21 protein-coding genes are annotated in these 21942 nt (G+C 67.3%); 13 read left to right on the top strand and 8 right to left on the bottom strand.

Annotated features, from left to right (window positions below; translation table 11 throughout):
* Positions 1–171: 171 nt before the first annotated feature.
* A complete protein-coding gene (locus ACV7NQ_RS17010) occupies positions 172–957 on the bottom strand; it encodes a lysophospholipid acyltransferase family protein (protein ID WP_463360567.1) in 786 nt (261 codons plus the stop codon).
* An 8-nt stretch (positions 958–965) separates the two neighbouring features.
* Positions 966–1718: a lysophospholipid acyltransferase family protein gene (locus ACV7NQ_RS17005; RefSeq protein ID WP_463360566.1), complete on the bottom strand. Its 753-nt coding sequence runs from the start codon at positions 1716–1718 to the stop codon at positions 966–968.
* 229 nt (positions 1719–1947) lie between these two features.
* Between ACV7NQ_RS17005 and ACV7NQ_RS17000 the strand changes: the two genes are divergently transcribed.
* Positions 1948–2787 (top strand): hypothetical protein, encoded by an 840-nt coding sequence (locus tag ACV7NQ_RS17000; protein WP_463360565.1) that lies wholly within the window; start codon positions 1948–1950, stop codon positions 2785–2787.
* A 40-nt stretch (positions 2788–2827) separates the two neighbouring features.
* Positions 2828–4375, top strand: a complete 1548-nt coding sequence (locus tag ACV7NQ_RS16995; RefSeq protein WP_463360564.1) for a Rieske 2Fe-2S domain-containing protein — start codon at positions 2828–2830, stop codon at positions 4373–4375.
* Between the two features lie 44 nt (positions 4376–4419).
* Here ACV7NQ_RS16995 and ACV7NQ_RS16990 read toward each other — a convergent pair whose 3' ends face one another.
* The 3 genes from ACV7NQ_RS16990 to serS all read right to left on the bottom strand — a co-directional run bounded on the left by ACV7NQ_RS16990 (position 4420) and on the right by serS (position 9207).
* Positions 4420–5376, bottom strand: coding sequence for a DMT family transporter (locus tag ACV7NQ_RS16990; protein WP_463360563.1), 957 nt, complete (start codon positions 5374–5376; stop codon positions 4420–4422).
* 611 nt (positions 5377–5987) lie between these two features.
* A complete protein-coding gene (locus tag ACV7NQ_RS16985) occupies positions 5988–7847 on the bottom strand; it encodes a putative bifunctional diguanylate cyclase/phosphodiesterase (RefSeq protein ID WP_463360562.1) in 1860 nt (619 codons plus the stop codon).
* A gap of 100 nt (positions 7848–7947) precedes the next feature.
* The gene (gene serS, locus ACV7NQ_RS16980; RefSeq protein ID WP_463360561.1) at positions 7948–9207 is read right to left on the bottom strand and encodes a serine--tRNA ligase; all 1260 of its coding nucleotides are present in this window, start codon (positions 9205–9207) and stop codon (positions 7948–7950) included.
* Between the two features lie 92 nt (positions 9208–9299).
* On the opposite strand from serS, the gene ACV7NQ_RS16975 reads away from it, so the two are divergent.
* The 6 genes from ACV7NQ_RS16975 to ACV7NQ_RS16950 all read left to right on the top strand — a co-directional run bounded on the left by ACV7NQ_RS16975 (position 9300) and on the right by ACV7NQ_RS16950 (position 15067).
* Complete coding sequence (locus ACV7NQ_RS16975) at positions 9300–11006, top strand: aldehyde dehydrogenase family protein (RefSeq protein WP_463360560.1); 1707 nt, start codon at positions 9300–9302, stop codon at positions 11004–11006.
* A gap of 63 nt (positions 11007–11069) precedes the next feature.
* Positions 11070–12206 carry a septum formation family protein gene (locus ACV7NQ_RS16970; protein WP_463360559.1) on the top strand — a complete coding sequence of 379 codons (1137 nt, stop codon included), beginning with the start codon at positions 11070–11072 and terminating at the stop codon, positions 12204–12206.
* Between the two features lie 11 nt (positions 12207–12217).
* Complete coding sequence (locus ACV7NQ_RS16965) at positions 12218–12568, top strand: metallopeptidase family protein (protein WP_463360558.1); 351 nt, start codon at positions 12218–12220, stop codon at positions 12566–12568.
* Positions 12569–12725: 157 nt separating this feature from the next.
* Positions 12726–13037: a PE domain-containing protein gene (locus ACV7NQ_RS16960; RefSeq protein ID WP_463360557.1), complete on the top strand. Its 312-nt coding sequence runs from the start codon at positions 12726–12728 to the stop codon at positions 13035–13037.
* A 45-nt stretch (positions 13038–13082) separates the two neighbouring features.
* A complete protein-coding gene (locus ACV7NQ_RS16955; RefSeq protein WP_463360556.1) occupies positions 13083–14240 on the top strand; it encodes a PPE domain-containing protein in 1158 nt (385 codons plus the stop codon).
* The gene (locus ACV7NQ_RS16950; RefSeq protein WP_463360555.1) at positions 14237–15067 is read left to right on the top strand and encodes an ESX secretion-associated protein EspG; all 831 of its coding nucleotides are present in this window, start codon (positions 14237–14239) and stop codon (positions 15065–15067) included. The genes ACV7NQ_RS16955 and ACV7NQ_RS16950 overlap by 4 nt, the downstream gene beginning before the upstream one ends.
* A gap of 20 nt (positions 15068–15087) precedes the next feature.
* Here ACV7NQ_RS16950 and ACV7NQ_RS16945 read toward each other — a convergent pair whose 3' ends face one another.
* From ACV7NQ_RS16945 to ACV7NQ_RS16935, 3 genes are read right to left on the bottom strand one after another with little or no spacing between them, the layout of a single operon-like run.
* Positions 15088–15756, bottom strand: a complete 669-nt coding sequence (locus ACV7NQ_RS16945; RefSeq protein ID WP_463360554.1) for a histidine phosphatase family protein — start codon at positions 15754–15756, stop codon at positions 15088–15090.
* The gene (pheA, locus tag ACV7NQ_RS16940) at positions 15753–16667 is read right to left on the bottom strand and encodes a prephenate dehydratase (protein ID WP_463360553.1); all 915 of its coding nucleotides are present in this window, start codon (positions 16665–16667) and stop codon (positions 15753–15755) included. The genes ACV7NQ_RS16945 and pheA overlap by 4 nt, the downstream gene beginning before the upstream one ends.
* 55 nt (positions 16668–16722) lie before the next feature.
* Positions 16723–17127, bottom strand: coding sequence for a hypothetical protein (locus ACV7NQ_RS16935; RefSeq protein ID WP_463360552.1), 405 nt, complete (start codon positions 17125–17127; stop codon positions 16723–16725).
* 159 nt (positions 17128–17286) lie between these two features.
* Between ACV7NQ_RS16935 and ACV7NQ_RS16930 the strand changes: the two genes are divergently transcribed.
* The 5 genes from ACV7NQ_RS16930 to ACV7NQ_RS16910 all read left to right on the top strand — a co-directional run bounded on the left by ACV7NQ_RS16930 (position 17287) and on the right by ACV7NQ_RS16910 (position 21874).
* The gene (locus tag ACV7NQ_RS16930; RefSeq protein WP_463360551.1) at positions 17287–18048 is read left to right on the top strand and encodes a DUF2470 domain-containing protein; all 762 of its coding nucleotides are present in this window, start codon (positions 17287–17289) and stop codon (positions 18046–18048) included.
* 249 nt (positions 18049–18297) lie between these two features.
* Entirely contained in the window at positions 18298–19092 is a 795-nt protein-coding gene (locus ACV7NQ_RS16925) for a CPBP family intramembrane glutamic endopeptidase (RefSeq protein ID WP_463360550.1), read from the top strand.
* Positions 19093–19298: 206 nt separating this feature from the next.
* Positions 19299–20672 carry an LCP family protein gene (locus tag ACV7NQ_RS16920; protein WP_463360549.1) on the top strand — a complete coding sequence of 458 codons (1374 nt, stop codon included), beginning with the start codon at positions 19299–19301 and terminating at the stop codon, positions 20670–20672.
* Positions 20673–20682: 10 nt separating this feature from the next.
* Positions 20683–21231, top strand: a complete 549-nt coding sequence (locus ACV7NQ_RS16915; protein ID WP_463360548.1) for a ferritin — start codon at positions 20683–20685, stop codon at positions 21229–21231.
* A 94-nt stretch (positions 21232–21325) separates the two neighbouring features.
* Complete coding sequence (locus ACV7NQ_RS16910; RefSeq protein ID WP_463360547.1) at positions 21326–21874, top strand: ferritin; 549 nt, start codon at positions 21326–21328, stop codon at positions 21872–21874.
* The last annotated feature ends 68 nt before the right edge of the window (positions 21875–21942 follow it).

The following is a 21942-nucleotide window of genomic DNA, read 5'->3' as shown; positions in this document are numbered from 1 at the left end:
TATCGCGATCGTGCAGTGGAAATCGGTATTGCTCCGCCGCCACCCCTGCCAGTCCCCCCGCCACTAGCCGCACGCCGCGGCCGCCACCAGGCGAGCGGGACATCAGCGAGAGCGCTACTCGACGTTCGCCGCGGCCATGTGCCACTCACCGCGCGGGTTGTGGTGTATGGGCTACTGGCGCTTGGTGTTCGAAGGCCGTGACGCCTGTTGTTCTTGTTCGAGGGCTTTGGCTCGGCGGCGGGCGAATTCTTCCTGTTCCAGGACGGCGGCCTCGGCGAGGGTGGGGGCGGTGCCGCCGAGTCGGGCGGGGACCCATGGGGCGCTGGCCGGCATCGGGTAGCCCTGTTGGGCTTCGGTTAGGAGGTCGCTCATTCGGCGGCGGAGTTCGGCGGTCAGTTCGTCCGTAGGGTCGACAGGCGAGATCGGGGCTCCGATGCGGATATTGATCGGAAAGTTGTGGCGGCCAAGCTGTCTCGGGAAACCCTTGGTCCAGACGCGGTGCGCGCCCCAGATCACCACCGGGATGATCGGCACCTGCGCGTCTAGCGACATGCGGGCCGCACCGGACTTGAAATTCTTCAATTCGAAGCTGCGACTGATCGTCGCTTCCGGGTACACCACCACCAGTTCGTCTTCGCGCAACGCCTCGACCGCGCGGGCGTAGGACTCGGCGCCCGCGGTGCGGTTCACGCCGATTGCCTTGCAGTGCTTCATGAGAAAGCCGACGATGCCGTGCTCGAGCTCGGCCTTCATCATGTATCGGACATTGCGGCCCGACCCGCGGCCCACCAGTCCGATCTCCATGAAGTCCAGGTAGGCGGTGTGATTCACGGCCAGCACCGCACCACCGGATCGCGGAATCCGATCCTGCCCGGCGATATCGATCCGCAGGCCCTGCACCGCGAACACGGTGCGAACCAAGCCGGTGAGAATGTCATAGACCGGTTCCCGCGACATACAAACCCCTACGAAGAATCCTTCGCCGCCCGGTGCGCCGCCTTCTCTTCGGCTTCGGCGGCATCCATGGCATCGGCTTCTTCGAGGGTAGGCGCGCTGCCGCCGAGGCGGGCGGGAACCCAGTAGGCGCCCTGCTCGTGCGGGTAGTCGCGCTGCAGTTCGAGCAGCATTTCCTGCATGGTGGAGCGGAGCTGGGCGGTGAGTTCCGACGCGGGCTCGTAGGGCTGGATCGGGGCGCCTACGGCGATGAAGATCGGAGTGTTGGTGCGGCCGAGGCGTTTCGGGAAGCCCTTGGTCCACACCCGCTGAGCGCCCCATATGACGATAGGGATGAGCGGCACGCCCGACTCGATCGCCATGCGCGCGGCACCGGACTTGAAGTCCTTGATCTCGAAGCTGCGGCTGATGGTCGCCTCGGGGTACATACCGACGAGTTCGCCCTTGCGGAGGTACTCTACCGCGGCCTTGTAGGAGTCGGCGCCAGCGGATCGATCCACGGGAATGTGCTTGAGCGCTCGCATGATCGGTCCGGAGATGTTGTTGTCGAACACTTCTTTCTTCGCCATGAAGCGGACGTAACGCTTGGGGGTGCGCACCGGCAGCCCGGCGTAGGTGAAGTCCATGTAGCCGGTGTGGTTGACCGCGATCACGGCGCCACCCCGCGCAGGGATGTTCTCCTCACCTTTGACGGTGAATTTGAGACCTTCGACGAAGAAGACGGTACGGGCCAGGCCGATGATCGTCCGGTAGACGGGTTCCACAGTTCCGCTAGCGTAGTCGCTGACTGTCCCATCCTGCAGCCGCCGCCCTGCGCGCCGTGCACGCGAGCACCGAACCGGAGCTGGGACCGCATTACCGGCCCCGCCCGCATGCCTACGAAAGAGGACCCTCGAAGTGGAACGCGCCCGACCGATGCCGCGTGCACGCGACCGGAAAGTTTCGCGCGAATGCGACCGGAAAGCGCAGCGTGCGAACCCACGGCGGGTCCGCATGAGCGTGGCGGGCGGGCTGGCCGCCACCAGTGTCTTCCTGCTCGCGGGCTGCGACTCCGTGGCAGGCATCGCCGGTACCGACTACGAGACCGAGCAGCCCAGCGCGCAGGCGACGACCCCACCCTCCGCGGTCCCGACCGCGCCGAGCACCTCGACGCCTCCGCCACTTCCGTCAGACGCCCCACCGGTCGGCGCGGTCCCCGGCCTGCCCGCCGCCGCGCCCGCCGTGCAGCGCTTCGCGGTGGACCTGCAGTCCGACACCATCGCCCAGCTGCAGGCCAGGTGCTGGACCATGGCCCCCGGCAACGTCTCCGACATGTCCGAGAACAAGCAGGCCGTCCTAGCCGCGCTCGCCCAGCCGGGCACGGCGACTCGAGACGCCGTCAGCTGGAAGAGCCGGACCACCACCGTCACCGTCGACCGCGCCGCCATCGACACCGGCTACGCCTGCCCCCGGGTCGCTCCGGCAGGCGCCGACTCCGGCCTGAACGAGGCCGACGCTCGCCATGCCGTGCGCCGCTACCTCGTCCGATCCGTCGGCAGCCCGCTCGACCCGGCCGACAAGGAGAGCACCTACCCGCTGGTCTGCAACGCGAACCTGCCGACGTGGGACCCAACCGGCAGCGGTCAGCCGCTCCCCGCACCGCTGGCGAACAATCCGCACAAGCTGACCGGCGTCACCGAGTTCGCCGACCAGGAGATCCGCTCGGAGCGACTCGGCGCGAACTATATCGCGGTCCAGGTCCCGGTCACCAGCTCCGTCGGCGGCACCCAGACCCGGACCTTTACCCTGATCGAGAGCCCTGAGGGCTACTGCATCGGTGACGTTTCGCCATAACCACTACCCTGGACAGCTGGTAACGGCTAGGAGGCAGCTCGTGCAGATCACCAGCGTCGGACACGCCGGATTCCACATCCGTACCGCGGCCGGGTCGATCCTTTGCGATCCCTGGGTCAATCCCGCGTACTTCGGTTCGTGGTTTCCGTTCCCCGACAACACCCGACTGGGCTGGGACGAGCTGGGCAACTGCGACTTCCTGTACGTCTCGCACCTGCACCGCGACCACTTCGACGCGGCGAACCTGGCCGAGCACGTCAACAAGGACGCGACCGTGCTGTTGCCGGATTATCCGGTGCCGGATCTGAAGCGCGAGCTGGAGAAGCTGGGCTTCACCAAGTTCTTCGAGACCGAGGACTCGGTCAAGCACACGGTGACCGGCCCGGGCGGCGACATGGACATCATGATCATCGCGTTGCGCACGCCCGCCGACGGACCGATCGGCGATTCCGGGCTGGTCGTCTCCGACGGTGCGACCACCTGTTTCAACATGAACGACGCCCGCCCGGTCGATATGGACGTGCTGCACGACGCCTTCGGCCACATCGACATTCACCTGCTGCAGTACTCGGGCGCCATCTGGTACCCGATGGTCTACGACATTCCCAGCCGCACCAAGTCGAACTTCGGCAAGCAGAAGCGCCAGCGCGGGATGGACCGCTGCCGCAGCTACATCGAACAGGTCGGCGCCACCTGGGTGGTGCCGTCGGCGGGTCCGCCGGTGTTCCTCGACGACGAACTGCGCTACCTCAACGACGATCGCGGCGAGGAGGGCAATATCTTCCCGGACCAGATGGTGTTCCTGGAGCAGATGCGCATCCACGGCAATGAGGGCGGAATCCTGATGATTCCGGGCTCGGTCGCCGACGTGCATGGCGCCGAACTCACCCTCACCCACCCGAGCGATCCGGCCGAGATCTACGACAACAAGGCCGAATACATCGAGCAGATGGCACAACGCCTCGCCACGGTGTTGGACAAAGAAAAGGAATCGTGGGCTTGGCCTTCCGGTGGTGACGGGCCGCTGTTGGAGCCGTTGAAGGCGCTTTTCGAGCCGATCATGGCGCGCAGCGACCTGATCTGTGACGGCATCGGCTACCCCGTCGGTCTGGTCATCGGCGATGAGACCGTGGTGCTCGACTTCCCCAAGCGCGTGGTGCGCGAGGTTATCGACGGAGGAGGCAAGTACCGCTACGGTTTCCGCATCGCGCCGGAGCTGGTGCGCACCGTGCTGCGCGACAACGAGCCGGACTGGGTGAACACCATCTTCCTGTCCACCCGCTTCCAGGCGTGGCGTATCGGCGGTTACAACGAATTCCTCTACACCTTCTTCAAATGCCTCACCGACGAACGCATCGCCTATGCCGACGGCTGGTTCGCCGAGGCACACGACGATTCCGCCTCGACCGAACTCGACGGCTGGGAAGTCCAGCGTCGCTGCCCGCACCTCAAGGCCGATCTGTCGAAATTCGGTGTGGTCGAGGGCAATACCCTCACCTGCAATTTGCACGGCTGGCAGTGGGATCTGGAATCGGGTCGCTGCAAGACCTCCAAGGGTCACGAACTGCGCTCTCGTAAGCTGAGCTGAATCGGTCGCGACGACTATCGGCTGTTCGGACACAAGCGGGCGCGTCAGGTTCGAGAGCGCGCCGCGATTACTACAGCCGCGAAGGTGAGTGCGCAGCCGACGGCCGCGGTGACGGAGAGCCCGGCACCCGTAGGAACGGCCACGTCCAGCGCAAGCGAGGCAAAGAGTTGGCCTGCTACCGAGGTGAGGCCGAGCAGCAGGACGCCGATCCAGCGGACAGTCAGGGCGGCGAGCGCGATGAAGGCGACGCCGATGAGGCCGCCCAGGTAAAGCCATGGCTCGCTGGGGAATTGGGTGGGCCAGCCGATGCGGGTCAGGATGAGCGCTTCGATGGCGAGTAGGGCGGCAGTGCCGATGCCGAAGTTCACGAGGGTGGCGGAGAAGGGGCCGCCGACGGTGCCGACTCGACCGTTGACCGCCTGCTGCCAGGCCAGGCCGATGCCCGCCGAGGCGGGCAGGATGATCAGCAACGCGGTCGGACCGTCGCGCAGCCAATCGGGTACCGCGGCGGAACCGGCCGGTGTGGCGGAGCGGCCGGCGGCGGCCAGGAATACCGCGACCATCGCGAGTGCGGCGCCGCCGAGACGCAGCGGGGTGACGGGGGTGCGACCGTTCAGGGCCAGGCCGAGGCGATCCACCACCAGGCTGCTCACCAGTTGACCCGCGACCGCCGCCACGGTGAAGGCGGTGACGCCGATCGCGGCCACCGTGAGGCCCTGGCAGGCGACGAAGAACGCGCCGCACAGTCCGCCGAGCAGCTGCCACGGCCGCAGTTCCCGGGAGACAAGCGCCGCACGAACCTGCGCGAGCCCGTCGCGCAGTCGGCGGCTGAGTGCGAACGCGACGACCAGCACCAGCAGTCCGAGACCGAAACTGATGCAGGCGGCGGCAATTCCGTCATGCAATCGGGCCCCCAGCGCACCGTTGATCCGACCCTGCGCCGCCACCCCGGCCCCGATACAGAACCCGAAGACCAGCCCAACCCGCGTCCGTCCGGTCATCCCCGCACCGTACCGCTAGACCTGCGCTGCGCCCGATCACCGGACCGCCGGACACCTCTCGAATCCAGCTGCAATTTACCGCGTACAGGTTCACTCTGGTCACGCCATGACACACGCGGTATCGGCCCGCCGCTTAGAGGTCGATGCCGGAGGTGGTGATGATCACGGTCGCCCGATTGCCGAGGGGCACCTGGCTGCGGAAACGTCGAGCGGCGCTCTCCGTTCGCCCGTACGAGATCGACCGCGTGGCGCCAGGCAGGCGCGTATAGCGCATAGAGCGGGATCAGGTCGCCGGTGCCCTTGAACTGCACCGCGCGCACCGTGAGCGAACGAAGGTTGTCGGCGCGACCCGTCAATCGGGCGCGTAGCGACTTATCGACTCAACAGCCGTAGAAGAGCAACCGCATGTTGCTCGGCTCGAGCGCCCCACCGGCCCCCGTCAAGCGGTTTTATAGCGGCGAGTGTTCCAGCCGCCAAGAGGCTTGGCTCTACCGAACGCCCAGCTCTGCCAGTCGACTCAACCCGACGGAACGACTCCGGCATTCCACCGACCCGCCGGGCGCAATCGAGCAGCGCAAGGCAAACGCCATCGCCCGCTCCAGGCGCGGCAATTATCCGAGCGGCAGCCAGCTGGCGGTGTGCAGATCGTCGCCGCCGAGTTCCCGGTCCGACAGGCCGGGGCCGACGCGGCCCTGGTGTTCGTTGAGGTCGCTGATCAGGTCGGCGACCGGATGCGAATCGCTATAGTGGTAGCCCTGCGCGAGCGCGAAGCCGAGTTCGGTGAGGACCGCCGCCTGGTATTCGGTTTCCACGCCTTCGGCGATCACCTGCAGGTCGAGCGCACTACTCAGGGCCGCGATCACGCCGAGCAGCGGCGGCGCCGGAGAGTCCGAGCGGATCGCGGCGACGAACGACTGGTCCACCTTGAGGATATCGCTGGGCAGTGTGGCCAGCCTACTCAGCGAGGAGTAGCCGGTGCCGAAGTCATCGATGGCGATGCGCACGCCCCGCTCGCGCAAGATGTGCAAATTCGAGATGGCCGTTTGGGATTCGGCGGCCAGCTCGCTCTCGGTCACCTCGAGCACGAGTTGGTGGGCAGGCCAGCCGGTGTTGGCGAGGATGTTCGCCACCCGGTCCGCGTAACCCGCCTCGGCCAACTCCAGGCCGCTCACATTGACGTTCAGCGTCAGATCCAGCTGGGCGAAGGTCTCCTGCAACTGGGCCGCGTCGGCACAGGCTCGACGCAATACCAGCTCGTCCAGATCGGAGATGAGGTCGTATTCCTCGGCAACCCGGATCAGCCCCTCGGTGGTGACATCCGGCTGCGCACTCGACGACCAGCGCAGCAGCGCCTCCACGCCGACCGCCTTGCCGCCGCCCTCGGTCAGGCTGACGATCGGCTGGTAGTGCACGTCCAGCGCACCGCGGTCGATCGCCTCGCGCAACTCGACGGCCAGCGGCAGCTGCCGCGAGGACTCCAGCACCGTCCGGTTGCGGCCGGCCTGCTTGGCCCGATAGAGACCGACATCGGCGCGACTGACCAGCAGCGAACCGGACTCTCCCGGCTGCCACGACGTGACGCCCGCGGAACACCCGGTGGTCACCGCCGCCCGCAACTGTTCGGTCAGCAGAATCGCCGCCTGCTCAGTGGTATTCGGCAGCAGCAGCGCGAAAGCGTCACCGCCGTAACGGGCCAGCTGCTGATCAGGCGCGAGTAGCTTCGACCAGGTGTCGGCGACCCGTTGCAGCACCGCGTCGCCGGCGCGATGGCCGAGGTGATCGTTGATCTTCTGGAAGCGGTCGAGGTCGACAAGCACCAGCGCCAGCCCCTGCCCACTGCGGGTGGCATGCTCGATCGCGGTGTTCAACGCGCGGTCGAAGCCGCGCCGGTTGAGCAGGCCGGTGAGCACGTCGATATCGGCTTCCGACGCCATCCTGGTGAGGATGCCGACGACAACGCCGACCCCGAAGGTGACGCCTGCCGGGATCAACCCGGACCACCAGGGCAGCGCGGGATGCACAGGTCGCGCGGGCAGCACCCACAGGCACATCGCCATGGCGAACGCGATGTGCGCGAGCGCCTGCGACCATGCGAAGAACAGTGCCGCGTCGCACGCCACGAACACATAGAACGAGGCGAGGCTGATCGCGCCGACGGTGTTCGGGAACGAATGCACCGCGACGGTCACCAGCACCGTCGCGATCGAGACGTACCCGTGATGGATGGAATGCGGCAGGCGCGGTCCCCACGCGATCAGCGTGAGTCCGAGCACCAGCGCAATTGCCGCAGCCGCGCCAACCAGCAGTCGATTACCCTCATCCCCCGGTGCGATGGCAGTAATAACCAGGCCCAGCACACCACCCATGACGTAGAACGCCCCGGTGGTCCGGGCCATGACCATAGCTGTCGCCAGCGCCGATGCCGCCCGCACCCGGGTTCGGGTATCGCCGCACGCCCCGATTCCTCGCACGGGCAATAGCCTAGAGGCAACGATTGTCAGTAGTTGCCACATCCCGTGAATCCGGCACGGCGATCCGATAGCTATTTACCTGCCGGCAATGTACGCCTGTCTATTTCGGGCGCAACACATCGGTGCCGACGAACGGAACAAGTGCCGAGGGAATGCGCACCGAACCGTCGGCCTGCTGGTGGTTCTCGAGGATCGCCACGATCCAGCGTGTAGTCGCGAGCGTGCCGTTCAAGGTGGCTGCGATCTGCGGCTTTCCGTTCTCGTCGCGGTATCGCACCGACAGCCTGCGCGCCTGGAAGGTGGTGCAGTTCGAGGTCGAGGTGAGCTCACGGTAGGTCTGCTGGGTCGGTACCCAAGCCTCGCAATCGAACTTGCGCGCCGCCGAACTGCCGAGATCGCCCGCCGCGACATCGATGATCCGATAAGGCATTTCGACAGCGGCGAGCATCTCCTGCTCCCATGCGAGCAGCCGGCGGTGCTCGGCGTCGGCCTGGTCGGGCGTGGTGTAGACGAACATCTCGACCTTGTCGAACTGATGCACCCGGATGATGCCCCGGGTGTCCTTGCCGTAGCTGCCCGCCTCCCGACGGAAGCACGACGACCAGCCCGCGTAGCGCTTCGGGCCCTCGCTCAGATCGATGATCTCGCCCGAGTGGTAGCCCGCAAGCGGCACCTCCGATGTGCCGACCAGATAGAGGTCGTCGTCGGCGAGGTGGTAGACCTCGGCCGCATGCTGGCCGAGGAATCCGGTGCCCGCCATGATCTCCGGGCGCACGAGCACCGGCGGAATCATCATGGTGAAACCGTTGGCCACCGCCCGTTGCGCGGCCAGCTGCAGCAGACCGAGCTGCAGCAGCGCGCCGTATCCGGTGAGGAAGTAGAAGCGCGCGCCCGAGACCTTCGCGCCGCGCTCCATGTCGATCAGGCCGAGCGATTCGCCGAGTTCCAGGTGGTCCTTCGGCTCGAAGTCGAATTCCCTTGGCGTGCCGATGTTTTCCAGGACGATGTAGTCGTCCTCGCCGCCCGCCGGCGCGCCCTCCTGCACGACGTTCGACAGGGCGCGCTGCGCGGCATCCAGGTCGGCGTCGGCGGCGTGCTGCGCCACCTCGGCCTCTTTGACCTTCACCGACATCTCCTGCGCCTGCGCGAGCAGCGCGGAACGTTCCTCCGGGCTCGCCTTACCGACCAACTTGCCCATCGCCTTGTGCTCGGCACGCAGGTTGTCGGCGGTCGCCACCGCCGCCCGGCGCGCCGCGTCCGCCTCGAGCAGGGCGTCGACGAGGGCGGGGTCTTCGCCGCGGGCACGCTGCGAGGCACGGACCGCGTCGGGGTTGTCCCGCAGGAATCGGAGGTCGATCATGGGTAGCCAGCCTAGTGGTCGTGATATTGCCGTTTCACGCCGATATCCCACGATGCGGACCATCGGACAACCAGCGCGCGCATAGTTGGCCTGTGGGCACAACTTTCGACGAATCAGTCATCGATGACGCACTCTCCGATCTAACCGCGGGCGAGAAGACGTGGGCTCAGACCCCGCTGCACCGCCGCCGCGAACTCCTCGACGGTATCCACGCCCGAACCGGACGCTTGGCTGCCGACTGGGTGCGGGCGGCGCGCACCTGGAAGGGCCTCGACGAGGACTCGCCGCTGGTCGGCGAGGAATGGATGTCCGGACCGCTGGCCCTGCTGCAGGCCACCGCCGCGCTGTCGGCGACGCTGGCGGCGCTGGAGGCCGGCCACAGCCCGCTCGACGGGGTCGCGTTGGGCGCGGCTCCCGGCTCGCGGGTCGCCGTGCCGATTCTGCCGATGGGATTCTACGACTGGATGCTGCTCAACGGTTTTCGCGGCGAAGTGTGGCTGCGACCCGGCATCGACGCCGATACCGCGCGCAGGCGGGCCGGGCTTGCCCAGCTCGACCCGACCGCGACCGCGGGCATCGGCGCGATCCTGGGCGCCGGCAACATCACCTCGATTCCAGCGCTGGACGCGCTGTACGAGCTCTACGCCAACAACCGGGTGGTGGCGCTCAAGCTGAACCCGATCACCGACCCGCTGTACACGGTGCTCGAGATGGTCTTCGCGCCGCTCATCGAGCTGGGGGTGCTGCGGATCCTGACCGGCGGCGCCGACGCGGGCGGATATCTGGTGCGCCATCCCGATGTCGCGCATGTGCACATGACCGGCAGCGCCAATACCCATGACGCGATCGTCTGGGGACTCGGGCCGGAGGCACTAGAACGCAAGGCAGCGCACCGGCCGCTGCTGGACAAGCCGATCACCAGCGAACTCGGCGGCGTCTCGCCCACGATCATCGTGCCGGGCGAATGGACCGACGCCGACCTGCGTTTCCAGGCCGAGCACGTCGCGACCCAACGGCTGCACAACGGCGGCTACAACTGCATCGCCGCCCAGGCGGTGGTGCTCAGTGCAAGCTGGCCGCAGAAGGACAGGTTCCTCGCCGAACTGCGCGATGCGATGGACCGGGCGCCGCAGCGCCCGGCGTACTACCCCGGCAGCAATGATCGGGTCGCCGACGCGGTGTCCGCGTACCCGGAGGCGGCGCGGCTCGGGCCGGGCAAGGGTCGTGTCCTTGTCGAGAATCTGCCGCAGACCGAGACCCCGCTGCTGCGCACCGAGTACTTCTCCCCGGTGCTCGGCGTGGTCGAACTGCCGCACGAAGGCGGCGAATTCCTGCAGCGCGCGGTCGATTTCGCGAACACCGAACTCACCGGCACGCTCGGCGCCAATGTGATCGCGGATCCGAGCACTATCAAGCAGCTCGGCATCGTCTTCGACCGCGCGATCGAGCGACTGCGCTACGGCGCCATCGCCGTCAACGCCTGGACCGGGTTGGCCTTCCTGGTGCCACGGGCCGCGTGGGGCGCCTTCCCCGGTCACACCCTCGACGACGTGCAGAGCGGAATCGGCGTGGTGCACAACGCTTTCCTGCTCGACGATGTGGAGCGCACGGTACTGACCGGGCCGTTCCGGCCGTCGCCGCGGTCGCTGGCGCACGGCGAGCTGGTGCTGTCACCGAAGCCGCCGTGGTTCGCGACCAATGCCACCGCGGCCGAGACCGGACGCAAGCTCACCGAGTTCTATGCGAGCGGCAACCCGGCGCGGCTGCCGGGCGTTTTCCTGTCGGCGTTCCGCGGCTGAGGCTGCCGACGCCGCGGACCAGGTCGTGGCACCGGAGATCAGACGCTGCCATGATGGACCGCGATGTCCTCCGAAAATGTGCCCCAGCCCCAGCAGGCGCCCGAGCCTCCCTCGGACGGCGGATCGTCGCGCGCCGGCTCGTTTCCTCGGTCGCTCGATTCCGCCCGCGCGGCGCTGTCGAGCGGCAACCTGCATCTGTCGGCGCCGACCCTGCGCTGGGGACTGCTCGCCGTCGCGGCGGGCGCCGTGATCGCGGCCATGGTCACCCTGTTCGTGACCGGCTTCGACAACAAAAAGGGACTGGAGGCACACACTCCCGGCACGCCCGGCGGCACCGTGATCGACAAGGAGTTCGGCACCGCAGCGGCGGGCGACTGCCTCAGCTGGACCAAGCCGGACCGAGGCGACCTGGTGAAGGTGAACTGCTCGAACAAGCATCTGTTCGAGGTGGCCGCCGACGTCGACATGAGCAAATACCCCGGCAAGGAGTTCGGCACGGGCTCCCGGTTCCCGGACTCGCTGCGGCTCACCGAGCTCAAGGAAGAGCACTGCGTCCCCGCGGTGCAGCAGTACCTGAGCGGACGTTTCGATCCGCGCGGACGCTACGTGGTCGGCCTGATGTACCCCAGCCCCGACGGCTGGAAGCACGGCGACCGGACGCTGCGCTGCGGGCTGCAGTTCTCCAGCAGCGCCGGCACACCGCTGCCGTCCACCGGCAGCGTCGTCGAACACGACCAGTCGAAGGTATTCGAGCCAGGGATATGTCTCGGCATCAACCAGAACCTGCCCACCGATCCGGTGGATTGCTCGCAGCCGCACGCCGTCGAAATCGTGTCCACCGTCGACCTCGGCGCACGGTTCCCCGGCGGACCGCCCGCCAAGGACGAGCAGGACAAGTTCGTCGAGGACGAATGCGCAACGTCCGCCTCCGACTATCTCGGGTCGCCGGATGCGGTGCGCAACAAGACCTTGACGCTGTTCTTCGACTACCTGGATGCGCGCAGCTGGCTGGCAGGCAGCCGCAAGCTGGACTGCATGATCGGCAAGGGCACCGACCGGGAGGGCTTCGCACCGATCACCGGCTCGGCGAAGGGCGACATCCTGATCGACGGCCAAGCGCCGGTTCCGCCGCCGAACTCCGGGCGCTCGACTCCGACGCCGCTGCCCGGCGCCGCACCGCTGCCGCCCCAGCCGCGGTAGGCCGCCGGCTCATGTCGGTCACCATGTCCGCCGACCGGTTCGAGGAACTGGTCGGCGATGCGCTCGATCTCATCCCCGCGCAACTTGCCCGAGCCATCGATAACGTGGTCGTGCTTATCGAGCCACGCAATATGGAAGACCCGCATCTGCTCGGCCTCTATCACGGGATCGCGCTCACCGAACGCGACAGCCATTACGGCGGGGCGCTGCCCGACACCGTGACCATCTACCGCGACGCGATCCTTGAAATATGCAGCGACGAGGGCGATGTCGTGAGGGAGGTCGCGATCACCGTGATCCATGAGATTGCACACTATTTCGGGATTGACGAAGACCGTCTCCATCAGCTGGGATGGGGCTAGTCTTCTAGCCAGCTGTGTGGGACCGGAGCGCAGATGGTATGACCGTAAAGAAAATTGGGGATCCGATGGAACCGATTGCGTGGCTGTCGCGTCCTATCACTCGCAGGGGGAATTCTCGTGGTTCCGCCCAATAGCCGCCACTAGAAGGAGTCGAGTCATGGTTGGCCACGTACTGATCGCACCCGAAGCCGTCCTCGCCGCAGCAGCAGAGCTGGATCTGCTCGCCGAGCGGCTGGCCGCCGCGTCCGCACTGAGCGCCGCGGCGACACACGTCATCCCCTCCGGTGTCGACGAGGTGTCGCTGGTGGCGGCGAATCACTTCAACCGGGCAGCGATGACCCACGATCACGCGGTCGCGCAGGCCATCTTGGAGCTGCACCACGCCGCCGCCACGCTGCGCATGCAGCTCGCCACGCACCTCGGCGAGGATGTCGTGCGCGCCGGTGTCATCAACGCAGTTCAGGTGTAGTCCGCGGACACCGCACTGATTCACAGGTAAAGGGGAGAAACAAGCATGACCGTAGGTATCACCGGGGTGTTCTGGCTGCCCCGTATGGCAGAAGCAAATTCCATCGCGCTCAACGCGGGCGCGCACGCCATCCCTATCTCGGCTGCCGCCACCGCGTGGGGCGCGCTGACCGGCGCCTGGATCGACGCCACCGCGACCGTCGCCCGGGTGATGGCGGAGCTTGGCGTCGGCATGCAGGGTGTCAACGGCATCGCGGCGCTCGGCCGGCTCGGTGGCTTCACCGGCTGGGCGGAGCAGCAGGGTGTCATGGCGGCGACCATGGGCTCGAAGGCCGCAGCGAACGCGATCGCCTACACCGTCGCGTCGCTGGCCATGCCGAGCATTCCGGAGATCGCGGCCGTCGACACCGCGCGGGTCGCGGCCGCCTCCACCGGCGGCGTCCTGAACGGCAGCTCCGAGGCGGCAGAGGCGGCCAAGGCCGCACTTGACCTACGCGCCGCGCTGACCATGGAGACCTACGAGGCGGCGACCAGCGCGACGGTGGTGACCCCGGGCGAGTTCATGGTGCCGCCGGCGATCGCCAACGGCGCGGGCACCGCGGACCCGGCCCAGTCGGCGGACACCGCATTCCAGGGTGATCCGGTGCAGGGCGCGATCGCCGCCGCAGCCGGATTCGTGAACAACCCCGCCGTGGCGAGCGCCGCGACGCAGGTGGCGAACGTGGTCGGCTCGGTGGCCACCTCGGGTGTCAGCACGGTCGGCAGCCTCGGCGCCAACGTGATCTCGGCCGCTGCATCGCCCGCGATGGGCGGTATGTCGGCGCCGATGGCAATGATGGGTGGTGTCGGAGGCGTGGCGGGCGCCGCGGGCGCGGCGACCCGGTCGGCGGCCGCACCCGGTGCCTCGGTCAACCTCAACGGCACGCTCGAGCTCCCAGAGGGCTGGGGCGCGGGCGCATCCATCGGTGGCACGCCGGCCGCCGCGCCGGTCAGCGAGCCCGTCAACGTCGCGCGGTTCGACGCGGCGCCGGTGCGCCCCGCGTCCTCGGGCAGCCCGCTGATGGGTCACCAGCCGCACGGCAGCGAGGACGACGAGTCCGAGCACACCACCGCCGACTACCTGCGGTCGACCGAGCACTTCAACGACGGCCGCTACGCCGCCGATGGAGTCATCGGTGCCGACGCCGCCGGACCGGCTAAGTGACGGTGCTGGGAGCGGGCCGCGGCCCGTCGATGCTCGCGGCGGTTGTGCTGTCGCTCGACGAGATGCAGTACATCCTGGAGAAACTCGAGATCGACGAACTCCCCATCGTGCTGAACGCGATGGGGCGCTACGACAACGCGACCGACCACGATGCCGCGATGGCCGTGGCCGCCCAGTCGCTCACCGATCGGGAACTCCTGATCGGCGATGCGATCCATCAGGAACTCGAAGACCGGCTGCGGGCGCTGTACCGACCCCACTGGGTGGTCGCACTGCGCCTGTTCGTCGAGGGACATGCGAGTCGGATGTGTCTCGCGAAGGGCGACGATATTGTCACCGTCGCCCTTCGCGGGCCGCAGTCCTACGTCATCGACCAGGCCGAAGAGGATCTGCCCGGTCCACTGATCTCCGCACTCGGGGCCGCCGAGCCGCTCGAGCTGACCGGGATGCGGGCCCCCACCGAGCAACTCGTCCCGGTCTTCGACGACACCGGCGACGCCAAGACGACCGCGGCCCGCCTCGCCAAGGTGGGTCATCCCACCCGGGATGCGCAGGCGATTGCCTCGGCAATGGTGCAGGTACATTCGCACGCCGAGATCGTCGGCGTGATCTACGGCGACGGCACCAAGGACTATGCCGAGAACCACATCGCCGTATTCAACACCCGTGGTGGACGATTCATCGCCACCGCCAGAGTTTCCGACGACGGCACCAAGTGGACCTCGCTGAGCAGCGGGACCACGGCCCGGCTGCGAACCGCGTTGCAGGACTTGATCAATTCGCTGCCGGAACGCACCGATTTTCCGCGCAACAGAGCACTGTCCTGACGCCGACTCTCCCCACCGGACTACCCCATCGGATCATCGGCGGTCGGCGCGGCCTCGTCGTAGCCGAACGGGGGCGTGAAACGACCCCAACGCAGGCACTCCCAGCCGCCGACCGCGCGCGGCACCAATTCGATGGTCTCGGTGTTGTCGAGATGGTTGTTCGTGGTGAACGGCGGCGCCACGCCGCTGAGGGTGCGCGACACCAGTCGCATGGCGGCGCCGTGATCGACCAGCAGGACGTCGCCGTCGTTCGCGTCGGACGACACGTAGGTTGCCCGCAGGGTCTCGATCACCGGCAGGAAGCGGGCGAGCACGTCGTACCCGGATTCGCCGCCCGGCACCCGTGCCGACAGGTCGCCCTCGTGCCAGGCACGGTAGATCTGCTGGAAGATCTCATGCGCCTCGTCGGTGCCGAGACCTTCCAGGTCACCGACCTGCACCTCGTGCACCCCCTCGAGCACCTCGGCGGCGACACCGGTGGCCGCCTCGATGTAGCTCGCGGTCTGCCTGGCGCGCAGGGCGGCCGAGCAGAACAACGCCCGCGGCGGTCGAAGCAAACTCGATCCGAAGGTCTTCGCTTGCGCCGCACCACGTTCGGTTAGCGGCATCCCCGGCACCCTGGTGTCGAGGATTTTGGCGACGTTGCCCTCGGTCTCGCCGTGCCGGACGAGAATCAGCTTCCCGGTCATAGATCCGCCACCCCCTTTCGTAGCTGCGTCAGCCATTCCGCGGCCGCCTCGTCCGACGGCGGCGGCGTCCCGGTCGCCGAAGTCGCGGCCCAGGACCCGAGGAATCGGATCCGCGCCGTGCGGTGCAGCGCCTTCAGAGCCTCGGCGACCGCTGTGTCATCGATGTGGCCGACGCAGTCGAGATAGAAGCGGTAGGTACCCAAACCCGTTCGGGTCGGCCGGGATTCGATTCTGGTCAGATCGATGCCGCGGGTGGCGAATTCCGCGAACGCCCGCATCAGCGAGCCGGGCTCGTTCGGCAGCTCCAGCACGATCGACGTGCGATCCGCGCCGGTCGCGGGGGGCGCCACCCGCGGCCGAGTGACCAGCACGAAGCGCGTAATCGCCTGCTCGTGGTCGGCCACACCGGAGGCCAGCGCCGTCAGACCGAGGCGCTCACCGGCCAGCGCCGTGGAGACCGCCGCGTCGGCATGACCTGCCGCGACATCCTCGGCGGCAGCGGCATTCGACGCGGACGTGTACATCTGCACGTTCGCCAGCTGGCGCGCTACCCACAGCCGCACCTGCGCCGCGGCCACCGGGTAGGCGGCGAGGGTCCGCACGTCGGCGAGCGCGGTGCCGGACCTGGCGAGGATCGTGAAACTCACCTCCAGCTCGGTCTCCGCGACGATCTGCAGTCGCGGGCCGATCGCCAACGAATCCAGCGTCGCCGAGATCGATCCCTCGACCGAACTCTCGATCGGCACCACCGCACCCTCGACATCACCGGACCGAATCAGATCCAGCGCGGCCCCCTGGCTGGGCGCGGCGATCCGCTCGACCGGCCCGTCGAAGGCCATTGACGATTCGAGCTTGGCAAGGGCCATCTCGGTGAAGGTTCCGGACGGCCCGAAGTACGCGATGCGCGGCACGATTACGACAGTACTTGCGGTTGCCCTCGTGCTGGAATAATTCAGCAGTGGGAAGTCAGGAGAGTGCGTCGAGTGAGCGGGCGACCGCGTCCGGAGTGTCCGTTTCGATGGCGAGCAGGACGGTGCGGACCGCTTCGACCGCCGGCGGTTTCAGTGCGGTCAGGCAGGCGATGTCGGGGCTGGCGAGGGCGGCGCGGATGTCCTCGCCGCACAGGGCGGCAACGGTTCCCGCGACCACGGCGAGTGCTCGCGTGCCATTCGAGGTGCGGGCCACGAACCCGGTGTCCGCGTGCGCGATCTCGGCGAGGGAGTCGGCGATTTCGGCGTCGGATGCATCCGCATCGACGGTTCGCGCCGCCGAGTCCCGCTTTCCCGATCCGGTGGCGCACACCAGACCGTCGACCAAGCTGCGCCGTGCGGGCGCCGACAACGAAACCAGCACAGGTTCTGCATCCGCCATGCCTTCACCGTAGCGATGGCCGGTCGCGTGGAACTCGTGGGGAACTCTCAGGATCTGGCTGGTGCGAATGCTTGCGGATTGTCGTTTTGCCACTTAGCTTAGGTTTACCTAATTTCAATGCCGAACGAACGCTAGGCGCGTCCAGCACTGGAGGTCTGCATGCCGAACCCGACCGTCGCACTGTCCACCGCTGAGCGGGTTCGCAGTGCCTGCGCCCATGCGGAGGAGGCGGTGCTCGCGATGCCCGGCATCGATCCGACCTCGGTTTCGGCGCATTACCTGCGGCAATGCGGTGACGCGGTGATCGCGGTGCCGACCGCATCGATAGCGGCGGCGCTGGCCGGGAACTCGGGCGAGGCCGGTGCACCCGCGGTGCTGGAACTCACCGATCACTCGCCGCTGACGTTGCGGGAACCTGTACGGGCGCTGGTCTGGCTGCGCGGTTGGGTCCGCACCGTGCCGCCCCAGGCGCAGCACGCGCTGGCCTCCGAGGTGGCCAAGGACCATCCGCATCCCGGCCTGCTCGATGTCGGTTACACCGCGACCCTGCTGCGGGTGGTGATCAATTCCGCGGTGGTTGCCGATTCCAGCGGCGCCGAATCTGTCTGCGTTGCCGAGCTCCGCGTTGCCGAGCCCGACCCGTTCTGCGGGCTCGAGTCCGCCTGGCTACGGCACATGGACGCCGAGCACGCCGATGTCGTCGCCCAACTCGCGCGCCATCTGCCGACCGCCCTGCAACGCGGCGTCGTGCATCCGCTGTCCATCGACCGCTACGGCCTCACCCTGCGCATCGAGGGCATCGACGGCGACCACGACTTCCGGCTGTCCTTCAACTCCCCCGCCGAGGACATCGAGTCGCTCGGCCGAGCCGTCCGCAACCTCGCAGGCTGCCCCTTCCTGAACGGCCTGCGCCGCATCTGATCAACGGATTTCAGTCCAACCTGGCGGCGTAGTCAGCACTATCCGACGCAGCGCCAGCACTATCCAACCCGGCGCTCAGCCGCATCCGGGCCACCGCAGGCAAGCGCCGCGGCGGACCATATCCAGCCTGCGTCAGCAACATCGAACACCAACACCCCGGCATCCCAACCCGGCTGGCGGCGGCGCAGTTGCATGCGACGCCGGCTGCGCAGCGCACAGTGCCGGCGCGCTGGCAATAGATTCGACCCCATGAGTGCTGCTGAATCGGTTCCCACGTGGGACGAACCCGGGCCGACGGATCGGGATCGATTCGCGATTCGGCTCGAGATCGCGGTGGTCCTGGTTGTCACCTTCGGTCTGAGCGGGCTCAACGCGGCGCTGTCGCTGCTCGAGAGCGCGCTGTCGCCCGGCGGCGTCGGCGGGCAGAGCGTCGCGCTGAACCCGTCACGGGCCGCCCAGTCCACGATCGATCTGCTGTTTCAGCTGCTCAGCGTGTCGCGGCTGATCGGGTGGGCGGCGCTTGGCCTATACCTGTTGTGGCGCAGCGGGATCGGGCCACGGCTGATCGGGCTCGCACGGATCCGGTGGCGGCCGGATGTGCTGCACGGACTGGTCCTGGCGGCGATCATCGGACTGCCCGGCCTCGGCCTGTACCTGACCGCGCACGCCATGGGGTTCAGCGTGACGATCGTGCCGAGTTCGCTCGGCGATCATTGGTGGCGGCTGCCCGCCCTCATCCTGTCCGCGTGCGCGAACGCCGCGGCCGAGGAGATCCTGGTGGTCGCGTACCTGATCACCCGGCTGCGCAAGCTCGGCTGGTCGGAGAACTCGTCGCTGCTGGCCTCGGCGCTGCTGCGCAGCAGCTACCACCTGTATCAGGGCCTGGGCGGCGGGCTCGGAAACCTGGTGATGGGCCTGATCTTCGGCCGCTACTGGCAGCGCATCAACCGGCTGTGGCCGCTGATTCTGGCGCACGCCACGATCGATGCGGTCGCCTACATCGGCTACACCATCCTGCGCGGTCACGTTTCCTGGTTGCCGTAACCAGGTCCGTACGCGAAACCAATAGGGAGCGCCGAATAGCCGACCGCTCGCGATCGACGCTGGGGCGGCGAGGCGAAAGCACCCCGAACAGACGCACTCGGTCCGTCCACACGAGCACTCGGAAAGACCGACTCCGCCGACCCCAAACCCACATCCGGCCGTCGCGTAACCAACCCGCGCGGCCCCCGATCAGTAGAGTCCTAGTGATGAACGGCGACGACCCCCAGTACAACGCACGGACGCGCCGGGTCCCGCCGCCATCGGGCCGGCCCGGCGAACCGCCGGCCCCGCGACCGCACCGGCCCGAGCCGTACACGTCTGCCCCTGGGCCGGACCGTTCGTACATCGAACCCACGAAAAAGCTGCATCGCGACGGACAGCCGAGCTACGCGCCGCCGCTGGCCTATTCGCAGACCCCACCGGACCCGTCCACCATGCGTACGCCGCCACCGCACCTCCGGAAGCCCGCGCCGACGCATCAGCCCACGCAGCAACCGATGCCCTATCGCGAGCCCGCACAACGATCCCATGCCCCGACCCAGCGGCCGCGGCCGTACCGAGCGGAAGCACCACCGCCGGTCCCGCCCGCCGCGCCGCCGCCGCGCCGGGGCCGCGAACCCAAACCGCCACGTCCACGCCGCAAACGGCACTGGTTCCGGTGGTTGCTCGTGCTGCTGCTGGTACTCGTGCTCGCCGTGGTCGGCGCCGTTATCCAGCTGGATCGCTCGCTGAACCGGGTGGACGCACTTGCCGGGTACGCCAATCGGGTGGGTGACACTCCGGGCACCAACTGGCTGCTTGTCGGTTCGGACGGCCGGGCCGGGCTGACGCCCGAACAGGAACAGCTGCTGGCCACCGGCGGTGAGGTCGGGCCGGAACGCACCGACACCATCATGCTGGTACACATCCCGGCGTCGGGCGCCACCACCCTTGTCAGTCTGCCGCGCGATTCCTACGTCGGCATCCCGGGCTACGGCAAGGACAAACTCAACGCCGCCTTCGCCTTCGGCGGCCCGCAGCTGCTGGTGCAGACCGTGGAGATCGCCACCGGCGTGCGAATCGACCATTACGCACAGATCGGCTTCGGCGGCTTTGCCAGTGTTGTCGACACCCTCGGCGGCATCGATGTCTGCGTGCCCAAGCCCATCGACGACCCGCTCGCTGGAATCAACCTGCAGGCGGGCTGCCAGCGCCTGAGCGGTTCGGAGGCGCTCGGCTTCGTCCGTAGCCGCGCCACCCCCCTCGCCGACCTCGATCGGATGAACAACCAGCGCCTGTTCATGGCCGCCCTGCTGAAGAAGGCGACCAGCACCGCCACCTTGGCGAACCCGTTCAAGCTGTGGCCGCTGGCCCGCGACACCGCCAAATCCCTGAAGGTCGACAACGGCGATCACATCTGGAATCTGGGCCAACTCGGCTGGGCATTGCGCGGCAGTACGGTCGCGACCACGGTCCCGGTCGGTGGCTTCGCCGATACCGACAGCGGAAATGTGCTGCTGTGGGACAAGGACCGGGCCAGCCGGTTCTTCGATGCGCTGGCCAAGGACCAACCCGTCCCGGACGATCTTCTGACGAGGTAGCGTCGGGAACATGCGCGACACCGACGAGGTCCAGTCGTTCCCCACACTGCTGCGCGAACAGATCCGTCATTGCTTCACCGCCGCCCAGCAGTATCTGGCCGCGGCGGTGTATCTCGATTCGAATCGCTTGCCGCAATTGGCCAAGTATTGCTACGGCAAGTCCAGCGAGAACCGCGAGCATGCATTGCGAATGGTGCAGTATCTGCTCGACCGCGACCTGGACGTCCGGGTCGGTGGATTGCACGAGGTACAGTCCACCTTCGAATCCCCCCGTGCGGCAATCGCCTTCCTGCTGGAGACCGAACACGTCCGCAGTAAGCAGGTCACCACGCTGGCGGACGCCGCCCGTTCCTCCGGCGACTATCTCGGCGAACGCTTCATCCAATGGTTCCTCAAGGAGCAGGTGGAAGACGTCACCGGGATGACCACGGTGCTGACAGTGACCGACCGCGCCGCAGGCGATCTGTTCGACGTCGAAGAGTTCATCTCGCGCGAACTGCGCACCACGCCACGCCCCGACATCACCGCCCCGAAAATGGCGGGGGCAGCACGAAACTGACCCCGATGATAGCCAGGAATCAATTAGGCAACACTAGCCTCAATAAGGCTGTACTTGGATGACACGTGGGCTGACCAGCGATATTGTCGCTGCCATGTCCAGCCATCCGGAGTCCCCACGCAGCAAATTCCACGGCCTGCTTCACGACCAGATCCGGCATGAATTCACCGCCGAGCATCAATACATCGCTATCGCGGTGTGGTTCGACAATGCGGATCTGCCGCAGCTGGCCAAGCGTTTCTATGCGCAGGCGGTCGAAGAACGTAACCACGCGATGATGATCGTAAAGTACTTCCTCGACCGGGATATCAGCGTCGAGCTTTCCGGTATCGACAGCGCGAAATCTCATTTCGAGAATGTCCGCGAACCGATCGCGTTGGCACTCGCGCAGGAGAAGGGCGTTACCGACCAGATCATCCAATTGGCGAGCACGGCCCGCGAAGAGGGAGACTACCTGGGCGAACAGTTCATGCAGTGGTTCCTCAAGGAGCAGGTCGAGGAGGTCTCCAATATGACGACCTTGCTCACCATTGCCGATCGTGCCGGGTCGAATCTGTTCGATCTGGAGGATTTCATCGCCCGTGAAATGAGCGGTGCGAGCGATACTTCCGGCGCTCCGTCCGCTGCGGGCGGAATCATCTAGTCGAAGATATTCTCGATGTGATCAGGCCCAGCTCGTCACGACGAGCTGGGCCTGATCGCTGCTATATC

This window comes from Nocardia sp. Tas62D01 (assembly GCF_055232035.1).
This window is presented reverse-complemented; position numbering and strand designations above follow the sequence as displayed.

Excerpts from the sequence above, each read along its gene's own strand:
- ACV7NQ_RS17010 (WP_463360567.1), bottom strand. The coding sequence starts at position 957 with ATGTCGCGGGAACCGGTCTATGACATTCTCACCGGCTTGGTTCGCACC.
- ACV7NQ_RS17000 (WP_463360565.1), top strand. The coding sequence starts at position 1,948 with ATGAGCGTGGCGGGCGGGCTGGCCGCCACCAGTGTCTTCCTGCTCGCG.
- ACV7NQ_RS16990 (WP_463360563.1), bottom strand. The coding sequence starts at position 5,376 with ATGACCGGACGGACGCGGGTTGGGCTGGTCTTCGGGTTCTGTATCGGG.
- serS (WP_463360561.1), bottom strand. The coding sequence starts at position 9,207 with ATGATCGACCTCCGATTCCTGCGGGACAACCCCGACGCGGTCCGTGCC.
- ACV7NQ_RS16970 (WP_463360559.1), top strand. The coding sequence starts at position 11,070 with ATGTCCTCCGAAAATGTGCCCCAGCCCCAGCAGGCGCCCGAGCCTCCC.
- ACV7NQ_RS16965 (WP_463360558.1), top strand. The coding sequence starts at position 12,218 with ATGTCGGTCACCATGTCCGCCGACCGGTTCGAGGAACTGGTCGGCGAT.
- ACV7NQ_RS16960 (WP_463360557.1), top strand. The coding sequence starts at position 12,726 with ATGGTTGGCCACGTACTGATCGCACCCGAAGCCGTCCTCGCCGCAGCA.
- ACV7NQ_RS16955 (WP_463360556.1), top strand. The coding sequence starts at position 13,083 with ATGACCGTAGGTATCACCGGGGTGTTCTGGCTGCCCCGTATGGCAGAA.
- ACV7NQ_RS16945 (WP_463360554.1), bottom strand. The coding sequence starts at position 15,756 with ATGACCGGGAAGCTGATTCTCGTCCGGCACGGCGAGACCGAGGGCAAC.
- ACV7NQ_RS16935 (WP_463360552.1), bottom strand. The coding sequence starts at position 17,127 with ATGGCGGATGCAGAACCTGTGCTGGTTTCGTTGTCGGCGCCCGCACGG.
- ACV7NQ_RS16930 (WP_463360551.1), top strand. The coding sequence starts at position 17,287 with ATGCCGAACCCGACCGTCGCACTGTCCACCGCTGAGCGGGTTCGCAGT.
- ACV7NQ_RS16925 (WP_463360550.1), top strand. The coding sequence starts at position 18,298 with ATGAGTGCTGCTGAATCGGTTCCCACGTGGGACGAACCCGGGCCGACG.
- ACV7NQ_RS16920 (WP_463360549.1), top strand. The coding sequence starts at position 19,299 with ATGAACGGCGACGACCCCCAGTACAACGCACGGACGCGCCGGGTCCCG.
- ACV7NQ_RS16915 (WP_463360548.1), top strand. The coding sequence starts at position 20,683 with ATGCGCGACACCGACGAGGTCCAGTCGTTCCCCACACTGCTGCGCGAA.
- ACV7NQ_RS16910 (WP_463360547.1), top strand. The coding sequence starts at position 21,326 with ATGTCCAGCCATCCGGAGTCCCCACGCAGCAAATTCCACGGCCTGCTT.